This is a genomic window from Pseudocitrobacter vendiensis, from assembly GCF_943590815.1.
GTDB lineage: Bacteria > Pseudomonadota > Gammaproteobacteria > Enterobacterales > Enterobacteriaceae > Pseudocitrobacter > Pseudocitrobacter vendiensis.
Window position 1 is genome coordinate 296614 of sequence record NZ_CALSBS010000001.1, and the last position, 12919, is coordinate 309532.

9 protein-coding genes are annotated in these 12919 nt (G+C 53.8%); 1 reads left to right on the forward strand and 8 read right to left on the reverse strand.

What is annotated here, in order from left to right; genetic code table 11:
• Positions 1-18: 18 nt before the first annotated feature.
• From NMC31_RS01420 to NMC31_RS01430, 3 genes are all read right to left on the reverse strand, one after another.
• Entirely contained in the window at positions 19-528 is a 510-nt protein-coding gene (locus NMC31_RS01420) for a hypothetical protein (protein ID WP_253896703.1), read from the reverse strand.
• Positions 529-959: 431 nt separating this feature from the next.
• On the reverse strand, positions 960-3329 hold the full coding sequence (locus NMC31_RS01425) for a glycoside hydrolase family 31 protein (RefSeq protein WP_253896704.1): 2370 nt from the start codon (positions 3327-3329) through the stop codon (positions 960-962).
• A gap of 14 nt (positions 3330-3343) precedes the next feature.
• A complete protein-coding gene (locus tag NMC31_RS01430; RefSeq protein ID WP_253896705.1) occupies positions 3344-4645 on the reverse strand; it encodes an MFS transporter in 1302 nt (433 codons plus the stop codon).
• Positions 4646-4944: 299 nt separating this feature from the next.
• Here NMC31_RS01430 and NMC31_RS01435 point away from each other — a divergent pair, with 299 nt between their 5' ends.
• Entirely contained in the window at positions 4945-6048 is a 1104-nt protein-coding gene (locus tag NMC31_RS01435) for a LacI family DNA-binding transcriptional regulator (RefSeq protein ID WP_253896706.1), read from the forward strand.
• Here NMC31_RS01435 and NMC31_RS01440 read toward each other — a convergent pair.
• The 5 genes from NMC31_RS01440 to NMC31_RS01460 form a co-directional block, all read right to left on the reverse strand.
• Entirely contained in the window at positions 6015-7280 is a 1266-nt protein-coding gene (locus NMC31_RS01440; RefSeq protein WP_253896707.1) for a DUF1479 domain-containing protein, read from the reverse strand. The two genes, NMC31_RS01435 and NMC31_RS01440, sit on opposite strands and share 34 nt — an antisense overlap.
• A gap of 162 nt (positions 7281-7442) precedes the next feature.
• On the reverse strand, positions 7443-8258 hold the full coding sequence (locus tag NMC31_RS01445) for a Cof-type HAD-IIB family hydrolase (protein WP_149461423.1): 816 nt from the start codon (positions 8256-8258) through the stop codon (positions 7443-7445).
• Between the two features lie 96 nt (positions 8259-8354).
• Positions 8355-9245, reverse strand: coding sequence for an Rpn family recombination-promoting nuclease/putative transposase (locus NMC31_RS01450; RefSeq protein ID WP_149461424.1), 891 nt, complete (start codon positions 9243-9245; stop codon positions 8355-8357).
• Positions 9246-9493: 248 nt separating this feature from the next.
• Positions 9494-11926 carry a formate C-acetyltransferase/glycerol dehydratase family glycyl radical enzyme gene (locus NMC31_RS01455; RefSeq protein WP_253896708.1) on the reverse strand — a complete coding sequence of 811 codons (2433 nt, stop codon included), beginning with the start codon at positions 11924-11926 and terminating at the stop codon, positions 9494-9496.
• A gap of 4 nt (positions 11927-11930) precedes the next feature.
• Positions 11931-12830: a glycyl-radical enzyme activating protein gene (locus tag NMC31_RS01460; RefSeq protein ID WP_253896709.1), complete on the reverse strand. Its 900-nt coding sequence runs from the start codon at positions 12828-12830 to the stop codon at positions 11931-11933.
• Positions 12831-12919 lie beyond the last annotated feature (89 nt).

Sequence of the window (12919 nt, forward strand, 5' to 3'; positions counted from 1 at the left end):
GTAATCGATGAAACTATATCACGGTAGTGAGTAAAATTTTATATTATTCGCTTTTGCAAATTTTTCTTGCTCTTTGCTGAACACATCGGCTTGCTGGCTAATTTTCTCAAAAGATTGTGTTAGTTGTTCTTTCTTTGTCTGAAGTACATCATCCTTAATATTTTTATCACCGGCCAGTACAGTGAGTGCCTCCAGGCTTTCATCTGTTTTAATGACTTGTTCTAAGTAATGATAAGTCGCATTTTGAAGATCTCGGGCATCATTGGGCACACCCTTTCTTTCTTCAATTTCATGCCATGATTTCAGGGTGTCCTGGAAATTTTTTTTATGACGAACTACATAATCATGGGAATTCGCAAGATCTTCACGCGAGTCATTATGAGATAAGTTCGTAACCAGGTTTTCAATCTCACTACTGGTCGAATTCCACATTGCGACGTTCTCACTGAAATAGGTTTTAGGATCGGGCCCGCATCCCGTCAACCACAGACATGACAGGCTAATTAATAACATTTTTAGATATTTCATTAAAATAAATTCCTTTTATTTATGGGTTAATTAAAGTCGCAGCGTGACAAAGTGATAAAAGTTATCTTGATACGGGTGAGTTTTGCTTAAACATTAACTGCATTGATGGATTATAACTTTTCGCTTTTTATTTTCAATTTGCATTTTGCCTGGCATGTTTGGGATAAAGAGAAGTAATTAATTATATTGTTTGTATTGTTTTTTTATATGGCTTTGTCTCTGATCAGAGATAAGTCACTACACACGTGCCTTATCTCCATAATGATTGTGAGCGTTAGTTAATACCTGATTCCTGATCGGACGCGTCAGTATTGAGAGGATTATTTATAATTAACCCCGGCGATGGCTTTTGCCGGGGTTAATGGATGGGAAAAATGAAGGGTAGTGAAAACAGAACGGCCTACCATCGGGACGCTCTCTTTTTTACAGCGCTATTCCGCGAGTTTCCACGCGTCAATTAACTGACCGTTGACGCGCAGCTGGCGTTTCTCATCCTTCGGCAGAGAAATTGTTAACGTTTTCCACGCCGGGCGATAATCACCACGGGAGTTGATGTTCAGGTTAATAGTTGTGCCATCGCACACCATCTCCCATTCTACCCACAGCGCATTCCCGTTCTGATAACCCCACGATTCGCCATCATCTTCAAACAGCAGGCCGGATGTGGTGCCCACACCTTTTACCGGGAAGAGTTTCAGTTCACGCGTATCATCGTCTTTGGCGCTGACAAAGCTAATGCGCTCGCTAAACGGCAGGGCGGCCCCGGCGCGAACCAGCAGCGGCAATTTTTCCAGCGGTGCATCACGCGTAATCCACTGGCCGCTGCTAAACCACTCGCCGGTGTAAAAATCGTACCAGCCGGTTTCGTTATCAGGAAGCCAGACGCGGCGCTCGCGCTGGCCGGGTTCAACCACGCTTGCTACCAGTAAATCACGCCCAAGCAGGAAGTCATCACACTCCTCGAACGTTTGTGCGTCGTGCTCGTGGTCGAGGAACGTCGGGCGCAGCATCGGTTCGTCGTCTGCGTGAGACTGCCACAGCAGGGTGTAGAAGTAGGGCAGCAGACGATAGCGCAGTTCAATGGCGCTGCGGATAGCTGGGGTAATCGCCGGATACATCCACGGCTCGTTTACCGTGTGATCGTCATTCCATGAGTGAATGGTAAAGCGAGGATGCATCACGCCGTTCTGAACCCAGCGTACAAACAGTTCCGGATCCGGTTTATCGCCGGAGAAGCCACCGACGTCATGGCCCAGGTTATAGAGGCCAGAAAGGCTCATCCCCAGCCCCATCCGCGTGTTATAGCGTAGGGTGTCCCAGTTGGTGCGGTTATCGCCGCTCCAGGTTTGCACGTAGCGCTGCATGCCCGCACAGCCTGAGCGAGAGATAAGATAAGGGCGCTTGTTCGGCGCAAACTGCTGCTGCGCTTCCAGCGAGGCGCGCATCATCAGCAGCGGCATCACCGGGCGGATGTGTTTGATGGCAATCTGCTGGCCGAAGCCGTGACAGCGCGCTTCCCCGTCCCACACTTCAAATTCGTTATTGTCATTCCAGGTGGAATCGATCCCCATCTCCAGCAACTGGGTGGTGACGCCGTCTTTCCACCAGTTAACGGTTTGTGGGTTGGTGAAGTCGAGGTGGGAACCTTCGTCATCCCAGAAACTGGAGCGCTCCGGCGCATCGCTTTCTGAATCACCAATAAACAACCCTTTTGCCGCCACCTCTTCATAACGCGGATGATCCTGCAACAGACACGGTTTGATGTTGGCCGCCAGATGCTGCCCGGCATCGTGAAACGCCTGGCTCATCACTTTCGGCTGCGGCACCTTGTCATAGTTCCAGTTGAAGACGTAGCGCTTACCGTTGATCGAGGTATAGCCGGATGAAAGCTGGAACGAGTCGCACGGAATAGCGTGCTCGTCGCACAGGCGGATAAAGTTCATCAGCTGATTTTGCGCATCCGGCGCATCGGTGTAATGCATGGTGGAACCGCTGTAACCCAGGCTCCATTTCGGCCCGAACAGCGTTTTCCCGGTCAGGCGCACAAATGCTTTGGTGACGTCGAGCACGCGCTCGCCGGTAAAGATGTAGTAATCGATATCGCCCGCTTCCGCCTGCCAGCGACGGTACGCGGTGTGATAGTTATCGATCTCATTACCGAGGTCCAGCCAGCAGCTGCTCAGATTGTCGTAAAACAGGCCGAAACTGATATCATCGCGGCGCGTGATGGTGAACGGAATATGTTTATAGAGTGGGTCGGTACTGATGGCGTTATAGCCCATCGCGTCCAGGTTACGCATCTCATAGCGTTTACCGTTGCGTTGCAGGTCGCCCGCTTTATCACCGAGCCCATAAAAACGCTCACCTTTGCGACGGCTTTGATAGTGCGCCACGCCGTCGCCGTGGGCGTTCAGCAGATAGGCGCTGGTGGGGCGATCGTTGACTAACGGCTGCCATTCGCCTTCGGCATTGCGATAGTGCCACTCCAGCCACAACGGCTGGTGGACGGTCGCGCGCAGGGAGTCGGTGGCGACGATGACGGTGCCATCCTGCTCGGTCAGCGTCCAGCCGGGCAGGGTAAAGCCGTTGAGGTCTTCGCGTTGTCGGCCTTCCCATGGCACGTCCTGTTGCGGAGCGATGCTCCAGGTTCTGTCCAGCGACAGCTCGCCTTTGCGTTTAATCAGCACGCGGAACAGCGTGTCTTCCAGCACGTACAAACACAGGGTGTGCTGGTCATCGACCAGCAGTTCAATGTGGTGGTCAGATTGCTTTTGCAGGGTCCAGTTTTTCAACGTTTTCATTTTTACATCCACTCTCAGGCGCGTTTAGCGCGACGTTCAGCAATAAATGCCACCAGGAAACAGGCGCCGATCAGGTCGAAGAAACCCATGGCGACAAACAGCGGGTTGAAGCCGATTTTGTCGGCGGTCACCCCGATAATCAGGGAAAAGAGGAAGCTGGCGATCCAGGCCGCCGAGCCGCGCATACCGTTAACGGTTGCCATTTGGCCTTTATCGAAAGACTCCACCACCAGCGCGCTGAGCATGCAGGAGATGATCTGGTGGCCGAAGCCGCCGATGGACATCAGCACCACGGCAATAATCGGATCTTTAGTGAAGGCGACTACCGCCAGCGAAATCATCATAAAAGCGCCGGTAACGGAGCTGGCGACGGTCGAGTTGACGCGGGAGCAGCCAAACAGACGCGTATAAAGGCGGGTTAAATAGCCGCTCGCCACGCTGCCGAGGTCTGCCGCCAGGAACGGCAGCCAGGCGAACAGGGCGATCTGCTTGAGATCCATGTTGTACTGTTTTGCGAAGTAGAGCGGCATCCAGAAGCTGAACACGGCCCAGGCCGGTTCGGCCATAAATGCCGGGATGGCGATACCGTAAAAACGTTTGTTTTTACCGACGGTTTTCAGCGCGGTTAAGAAGGGAAGCTTCACCGGCGGCGCTTCGTTATCCTGGCGGATGTATTCCAGCTCGCTCTTGCTCAGATTCGGGTGCTTGTCAGGGTTATGGTAGAACGCCCACCACAGCACAACCCACAGCATCGCCAGCACGCCGGTAAACATAAACGCGCCCTGCCAGCCAAATGATGCGTGCGCAAAATAGATAATCGGTGGCGCCAGCATCGCGCCAATAGAGAAGCCCACCCCCGCCCAGCCAGAGGCAATCGGGCGCTCGGTTTTCGGGAACCATTCGCCGATGGTTTTGGCGTTGGCGGGTGTCGCTGCGGCTTCCGCGCCCCCCATGAAGAAGCGCAGAATCGCCAGATGCAGCCAGCTCCCGGCCCCGGCGTGCAGCAGGCAGGCCAGCCCCCACAGGGAGGCGCAAATCATAAAGCCGAGCTTCAGGCCGATAACGTCGATCAACCATCCGCACAGCGGCTGGAAGAGGGTATAGGCAATCTGGAACGCGCCGACGATCCAGGAGTATTGCTCGGTGGTGATGCCGAGGCTGGTTTTCAGCTCGGGAGCCAGAATACCCAGCGAATTACGGGTGATGTAGTTGACGGTTACGCCAAGTAAAAACAAGATCAGCATCCACCAGCGCAGGTTTTTCACCACCCGACGGGTTTTGCTGACGGTCATATCGTTATTGATGCCCTGACTCATAGGGAGCTCCACAGAATTTTGTAGGGAAAGGTGGGGCAACTCCGTGGAGAGTTATCACACCAATCTAATTAACCTTCTGATATCTATATTTATTAGTTTTAGACACTTCCGCTATTCTTGTATGGAAGTTGTTCTACCAATTCAGACTAAGAGACAAAAAAAGCCAGGGAAAGCGGGTTTTGTGCACGTTTTTTCATGAGTGGCTGAGTTACATTATGAATGACTTTCTCAGGCCTTATGACATAGGGTTTCTGCCTTATGAAAATTCTTTCATTCGCGAATTTGAATCGGATCACAAAATGGAAAAGAAGCTGAAAATCGCCGAAATTGCCCGGCGCACCGGGCTTTCCGCCAGCACTGTTTCGCGTGTGCTGGCGGGAAAAGCCAACACCAGCCCGCGCGCGCGTGAACTCGTACTGAACACGGCGCGTGAACTGGGGGTAATGGATGGAATGGCGGCGGGACGTTTGCTGCTCAACAGCCTGATGGTTTTCGCGCCCCCGCGTGCCTTCGACGAACGTTCGGATATCTTTTACTACCGCGTGATCCAGAGCATCAGCAAAGCGCTTGCCCCGCACGAAGTCCGCCTGCGCTATTGTCCGCTGGAAGAAAATGACAGCGACCCGACGCTGTTTCTCTCAAGGATGAATGAAGCGGAAACGCAGGCGGCGATCCTGCTCGGTATTGATGATCCGCATATCCACGATCTGGCCGCCGATCTTGGCAAACCTTGCGTGTTGATCAACTGTCGCGATGAGCGCATGCGTTTGCCGGCGATCGCCCCGGATCACCGTATGATTGGCGCATTTGCTGCACGCTATTTGTTTGAAATGGGTCATCGGGAAGTGCTGAATGTGATGTGCCTGCGCCGTTACACCATGGAACAGCGGCTGGCTGGCATTCGTGAGTCCTGGGCGCAGCATAATCTGCATTTTCAGCACCACAGAGATCTGCTTAATATCAACAGTTTCAGTGCCAAAGCCACGGAAGAGCGCGTGGGGGAGTGGCTGGATGCACATAAAGGGCAAAACCTGCCGACAGCGTTTCTGGTGGGAAGTGATTTTATGGCTGCCGGGACCATTAATGCGCTGCGTCTGCACGGCTTGCGCGTGCCGCAGGACATCTCGGTGATGAGTATTGATGGCTTTAATCTGGCGGCCATCGAAGATGTTCCGCTGACCGCAGTACACGTCCCCCGTGATGAGTTGGGCAGTGAAGCGGTGCAGATGCTGCAACAACGGTTGATTCGCCCGGATGCGCCGGTCGGTTCGCTGCTGCTACATGGGCGCTTAGTTGTGCGGGAATCGGTGCGGCGAGTGCGCCCCGGAAAAATGCACACCGCCGTCGATCGTGAAGGGCTCTACGATAATCAGGCTTCCATGCCCAGCGCCCGTCTGCCGTGAATATTCAGGTCGCTAAGGGTAAAGCGGCCCTCCCAGTTGACCTCGTAGTCTTCGCGCGGGAAATCGCCCGGCGAAGTACCTTTCTCCAGTGCTGCCCGCACTTTATGGGCGTAGGCGAGGTTTTTCTCACACATGGGCGCGGCGGGAATGTACATCACGTTGCCCCAGCCTTGCTGATTTTCCACAGGCGCGACGGCGTGAATAACATCGCAGTGCCACCATACCGAATCACCGGCCTCCACTGCCGGTATTGACGTCAGCGCCTTGATAAGCAATGGATGCCATTTTTCGGAAATTGGCAATACTCTGCCTGGCGCGACGCCACACAGCTCATCTTCCGGCACATCATCAAGCAGCGGACGCAGCAGCACGTAAGCCATCGCTTCCGGGATTGGCACTACGTGGAGCAGGCCTTGATCGGCAATCATATCCGAGAGCGCGGTCCAGCCCTGGAAGGTGCGGAAGACGGAGCATTTGGTGGTGTTATCGACGGTGTACTCTTCCACATCAGTACGGTGCGCCGCATTCCATGGATCGTATTCGTCAATCCTGCCGTTAAACACATTGGCAAACACCTGCTGATAAGCGGGCAGCAACCAGCGTTCCAGCGCGCCGGAATCCGTATGTGCGCCCAGACCTTTCGAGGTGGTGCCCGGCGGGCGGCGGCGGATGCGATCCGGATAAATCACGCTGACGTCCGGGTTAAACCACTGTTTGCCATCACTCTCGACCTGCCAGAGGCGGTTCAGGAACGACTGCACGGCGGCCATATTGTTGCTCTGTCGGGCTTGCATTTGCGCCTGCGACCAGTAGATCGGGTAGATTTCCGGGCGCGACGCTTCCAGCGAGCCGAAGAAGCTGTCGCCAGGGCCTTTGTAGATATCATCAAAGTGGTTGGCATCCAGATAATCCAGCATGGCGCGATCCCACGCCAGCGCCTGCTCACGCGGGAAGTGACCTTTGATCACCGCACAACCGCGTCGCTTGATCTCTTCGCGTGTTGCGTCGCTGACGCTACCCGATGCAATTTCAGAAAAAGGGATCTCCGGCCATATCGGCAGACCCTGCGCTTTTCGAGCCTCAATATCTGCAACACGGGCTTCAATTTTTGCGGTCAGCTTATCGAAAACCTGCTGTACGTCGCCGAGTTGAGCACGCAGCGCGGTTTTCATCTGGCGGATAGCCATTTGGGGATTATCGGGCAGCGTGTCGTGGGTAAAGGTAAGAGCCATATCAACCTCGCAATCTTTCATTCGAAAGTAAAAATGATTACAAGTGATACTTTAAGTTAAAAATAAGTTAATGCAAGTTTAAACTGTTGCTGGCTGATTCGGCAGGGATCGGTAGGCCGGATAAGGCAAAGCTGTTATCCGGCAATATACGAGGGCGCAGGTTTACGCCTGGAAGGGACCGGTTTTGTCCAGCACGGCCTGAATAACATTTAACGCGCCGTGATGGTTGTTATCATCCGTTTGATAATCGGCAATCGATTTAATGCTCTCGGCCGCATTTTCCATCGCAAACGCGTATTTCACCAGCTTCAGCATCTCGGCATCGTTGCCGCTGTCGCCAATGGCTACGCATGCCTGCGGGGAGATATCCCAACGCTTGAGCAGACGGCTGATGCCGTTGGCTTTGTGAAGGCCAGGAATAATCAGATCGATAAAGCCAAAGCCGCTGGTGACCGGCTTCATCACACCGTCAAGGGCGATGCGCAGTTTATCAATCAGCACAGGAATCTGTTCATCGGGCAAGTTGAGCGAGAATTTAAACAGCTTATCGTCGATATCCGTATAACGGGCGACGCGCTTGAGGCGGTAGTAGTGCTTTGACATCAGCGCCACAAACTCATCGGGCGCGTTTTCGCTGACATACGCGCTTTCCAGACCGCAGGCCACAAAGTTGAGCGTTTTATCCTTCAGCAGCTCGCCAATCACGGTTTGCGATTCGTGATGGGTCAGTTCACCGTGGAAAAGCTGTTGCCCGTGCTCATACACCAGCGCGCCGTTTTCAGCGACGAAAGAGATGCGGTTCTGGATTTCCGGGAAGAAGGTGATGAGCTGGTAATACTGATTACCGCTGGCAACGACGAACTCAATGCCACGCTGTTGAAGCTGTTCAAACTGCGCCAGAAAACGGTCACGATCGTACTTTTTGGCGTCATTAAGAAAAGTTCCGTCCATATCGGTGACGATAACTTTAACGGTCATACTCAGTGCTCCTGATGTAACTGCGACCAGAAACATTCTAATTACAATGTGACCGAAACCACAAATTTATTTCATATGAAAGTATGAGGGTGTGGGTTAATGTGCTTGTTGTTGCAATTCCTCCACCGCCACGCCGGTTATCGCACTGACTTTTTCACGATCGAGGCCTTCTTTGAGCAACGTTTGTGCGATGCGTTGCGCGGCGATTCGCTGGCCTTCTTCACGACCTTTCTGCTCAAGCTGTTCCGCAATTGTCATCAGAGTCTCCCTGTGCTTTGGCGCTCGCTGCGCCAGTTTCTCCAGCAGTGCGCTACAGTTCTCGGTATTGCCTTCCACGAACATATAGCTCACCAACGCTTTTAACTGCGTTTCCGTAGTGTATCCCAACAGCAAAAGGGTCACCAGTTGCTCAAGCAAACCTGAGAGGTCGCGCTGGCGAATATGTTTTTGTAGCAGCTCGAGCAGCGCCATTCTCCGGTGCTGCATGATGTCGTCATCCGGTGTGATAGTGATATCCACCAGCGGGAAGGCATTGTAGAAAACCTGGCGTGCCAGGTCGGGATCGTCAAACTCGTTAATCCAGTCCATTGAATGGGGATAGGGGCTTTCCTCGCCGTGATAAAACAGAATCGGAATGACCAGTGGAATAGTTTTATGGCCGATATCCAGATGACGTTGCATCGCCGCGATGGCGTAGCGCATCAGGCGAAAAGCCATATGATCGTCCGGCGAGCTTTGGTGTTCGATGATGACGTAAATATAGCCTGCACCGTTCCCGGTTTGCAGAGAGTAGAGCACATCGGAATAGCGCGAGCGCAGTTTTTCATCGAGAAAACTTTCGGGCTCGAGCTTAAGCGTATCGAGGTTGCAGTGGGGGCGTAAAAAGGGTGGCAGATGCGCTTCAAGAAAGTCGCGCGCGGTTTCACCGTGACGCAAAAACGTTTTGAAAATCGCATCATGAGGTGTAGCGGGAAATTTGGTTTTCATGGCTGTCCGTGCCGGTTGTTGAAGATGGGCGGACTGTAGCACTCGTGAAATGATATGTGTTTTTGGCGTGATTATCCTGCGAGGCGACTCGGAAAACGGCCCCGTAAGACGTAAAAAAGCCGGGTTTCCCCGGCTTAAAACATTGCCTGATGCGCTGCGCTTATCAGGCCTACAAAGATTCTGCAATATATTGAATTGGCAGTATTTTGAAGGCCGGATGAGGCGTTTGCGCCGCATCCGGCAAGGGCTTACAGCGTATGCTCCGTACGCGCGATGATATCGTCCTGCGCATCGGGTGACAGGGCAGTGAAGAACGCCGAGTAACCTGCCACGCGCACCACCAGATCGCGATACTGATCCGGGTGTTTTTTTGCCTCCAGCAGCGTTTCGCGCGACACGATGTTGTACTGAATATGCCAGCCTTTATGGACTTCGAAGAAGGTCCGCAGCAGCATCATCAATTTCTGTTTATCGCTCTCGTTATCCAGCGTCGCCGGGTTCAGCTTCTGGTTCAGCAGCACACCGCCAAGGATTGCGGAGGTCGGCAGCTTGCCCACGGAGCTAATAACAGCGGTCGGCCCCAGATGGTCAGTTCCCGAGGCCGGGCTTGCGCCTTCCGCCAGCGGGGTTTTGGCTTTACGTCCATCCGGCGTTGCCATGGTCTGCGCGCCAAACGGCACGTTTGCTGAGATGGACGACGTGCCTGCGTAATAGTTGCCGCCAATCGGGCCACGGCCATAACGCGGGTTGTGATACTGCTTCAGTTCGTCGATATAAGTCTGGTAAGCGCGAGCGAGAAGGGTATCGACGCTGTCATCGTCATTGCCGTACTTCGGCGCGCCGTTGATCAGGCGTTGACGAAGCTGCTCGTGCGTCAGGCCTTCGTAATCTTCTGCCAGCGCTTTTGCCAGTTCCTGCTGACCAATTACGCCCTGATCGAAGACCAGTTTTTTCACTGCCGCCAGGCTGTTGCCGAGGTTGGCGATACCCACCTGCAAGCCGGAAACCCAGTCATATTTCGCGCCGCCTTGCTTGATGCTTTTCGCGCGCTCGATGCAGTCATCAACCAGCGCCGAACAGAGAATATCGTGCACGTTCTCTTCAAGCATGGTGTCAACGACGTACTCAATTTCGATCGACTTGCGCGTGTAGTAGCGAATTTGTGTATCCCAGGCTTCCATCACTTCATCGAAGTTATTGAAGTTGCCCGCCGACAGCGCTTTCTGCTGACCGAGGAACACCTGCTGGCTGGTGGCATCGCGCCCGCCTTCCATTGCTGCCAGCATCACGCGAGCGAAGTTTATAAAGCTCATGCCGGTGCAGCGATAGCCCCATTTGCCGCCGACGGCGGTTTCGATGCAGCCGATGGCGGCATAGTCATACGCGTCCTGCTTTTCAACGCCCAGCTTGATAAATTCCGGAATAACGATCTCATCATTGTTAAACGCCGGCATGCCGAAGCCGCAGCGAATCACCTGTACGCAGGCGTCGAGGAAGTCGTTGCTCATGCCTGCGTGGTAGCGCACGCTCAGGTTCGGCTGGGTGGAGCGCAGGCGACCGCAGGATTCGAGAATAGCGTAAGAGAGTGGGTTCACCGCATCCTGCGCCTCGCCGTTGACCAGTTTCTGACCGCCAATGGTGACGTTCTGATACAGCGGGCTACCGGCAGAGGCTTTAGAGTGCGAGCCAGAGCGGATTTTGTTCACTTCCAGCAGCTTCAGCCAGCAGCAATGTAACAGTTCAATGGCATGCTCGCGGTCCAGCGTCTGTTCCAGCTCGACATCGCGACGATAGTACGGATAGAGATACTGGTCCATACGGGCGAAGGAAACCGAGTGGCCGTTGGATTCAATTTGCAGAATCAACTGTATGAAGTAGCACAGTTGCAGCGCCTGCCAGAAGGTTTTCGGCGGCTCATGCGCAATGACATCGCAGTTTTCCGCCATCGCCAGCAGTTCATCGCGGCGGTTTTCGCGGGTCTCTTCTGCGGCCATCTTACGTGCCAGATCGGCGAAACGCGCGATGTGCAGGCTTACCGCGTCGAGAACGATATCAATCGCTTTAAGGAACTGCTCGCCGTGCAGATCCTCCAGCACTGTCAGGTTAATGCGCGTGCGGCGCTCGGCCACTTTGGCGCGCATACCGTCGAGGCCTTTTTCCAGCAGCAACGGGAAGTTCACTGCCAGGTGCGCGTCGCCGGAGGTCATATTGCCTTCGGCTTTGATAATTCCGGTGGCCAGCAGGGCTTTTTGTTCATCGGTAAACATACCGTAACAGCGATCCTGTACGGTCTGGCCGCGCCACCACGGGCACACTTCGTGCAGCACACGTTTATTTTCTTCGCTCACCGCGAAACCTGCACCCGGGCGATCCGCCAGGTCGTCAATCTCTTTCTCAATCCAGCTTACGGTATATTCCGGGAAGATGGGGGCGGCGCGTACTTCGCTGGCCTGGTTGCCGATGATCAGTTCGTCGTGCTTGATCCAGATGGTACGTTCCGCCAGATGATGCGCCAGCGCCAGCGCGCGACGAACCGGAATCGGTTTATCCAGATGTTGCTGATAGGCTTCTGTGTAGTGGCGTGCACGTTCAGTACAGACCGGCGGCTTGACGATATTTACCAGCGCCAGTTTATGCGCTTTGATACGGTCGGTCAGTTTGTCGAGCGTCAGAGTGGTCATCAGATTATCCTCGTAGGGTCGCCGTTAAGCCTTTTTCGCGCGCATACTGCTGGGCAAAATCCAGCAATTCCGGGTCGTCGAGCGGCTTGTCGGGCGCATTGTAGGGTTGGCCAAGCAGCGAATATTTATTGATGCCCAGCGTGTGATACGGCAAAAAGTGAATCTCCTGCGCGCCCAGTTTGTCGGCAGCAAATTCGGTAATGGCTTTGATGGAATCAACATCCGCGTTAAAGCCCTGAATCAGCGGTACGCGAATGGTCATTTTTTTACCTGCCGCCGCTATACGTTGCAGATTATCGAGCACGCGTTTGGCGGAGCCATCGGTCCAGGTTTTGAAGCGCGTGTCGTCAACGTGTTTCAGGTCGGCGAGAAAGAGATCGATATAGGGCAGCGCAGGTTCCAGATAATGCCACGGTACGTGCAGGCAGGTTTCCACCGCCGTGTGAATACCTTGCTGATGCGCGTTCTTCAGCAACGCCAGCGCCAGTTCCGGGTTCATAAACGGCTCACCGCCGGAAAGCGTCAGCCCGCCGCCGCTGCGATCGTAAAACGGCTTATCGCGCAGAACCGTCGTCATAATGTCCTCGACGCTTTTCTCCTCACCGCACACGGTAAGCGCCTGGGTGGGGCAGCAATCGCTAAGCACGGCAAGATGCGTTTGATTAAGCTTCTCGCGATGGATAAGCACACCATTCAGCGCGCGTTCAATTACCTCAGGCACCGCCTGATGGCAAAGGTCGCATCCTTCAAGGCACAGACGCGGATCGAACAACAGATCCTGCTCGCGGGAGCGACTTTCCGGGTTCTGGCACCAGCGACAGCCGAGTGAACATCCTTTCAGGAAAACAACGGTGCGGATGCCTGGGCCGTCATGGGTGGAATAGCGCTGAATATTGAAAATCATAGGTCGCCCTCATCTTTCGTATAAAGATTTAAATACTTTCGAATGAAAGTTATTTTGACGCAAATCAACCAAACGTGAGGTTTACCCGT

Coding starts and splice junctions, on each gene's coding strand:
- NMC31_RS01445 (WP_149461423.1), bottom strand. CDS start 8,258: ATGACCGTTAAAGTTATCGTCACCGATATGGACGGAACTTTTCTTAAT.
- NMC31_RS01420 (WP_253896703.1), bottom strand. CDS start 528: ATGAAATATCTAAAAATGTTATTAATTAGCCTGTCATGTCTGTGGTTG.
- NMC31_RS01440 (WP_253896707.1), bottom strand. CDS start 7,280: ATGGCTCTTACCTTTACCCACGACACGCTGCCCGATAATCCCCAAATG.
- NMC31_RS01435 (WP_253896706.1), top strand. CDS start 4,945: ATGGAAAAGAAGCTGAAAATCGCCGAAATTGCCCGGCGCACCGGGCTT.
- NMC31_RS01430 (WP_253896705.1), bottom strand. CDS start 4,645: ATGAGTCAGGGCATCAATAACGATATGACCGTCAGCAAAACCCGTCGG.
- NMC31_RS01460 (WP_253896709.1), bottom strand. CDS start 12,830: ATGATTTTCAATATTCAGCGCTATTCCACCCATGACGGCCCAGGCATC.
- NMC31_RS01450 (WP_149461424.1), bottom strand. CDS start 9,245: ATGAAAACCAAATTTCCCGCTACACCTCATGATGCGATTTTCAAAACG.
- NMC31_RS01425 (WP_253896704.1), bottom strand. CDS start 3,329: ATGAAAACGTTGAAAAACTGGACCCTGCAAAAGCAATCTGACCACCAC.
- NMC31_RS01455 (WP_253896708.1), bottom strand. CDS start 11,926: ATGACCACTCTGACGCTCGACAAACTGACCGACCGTATCAAAGCGCAT.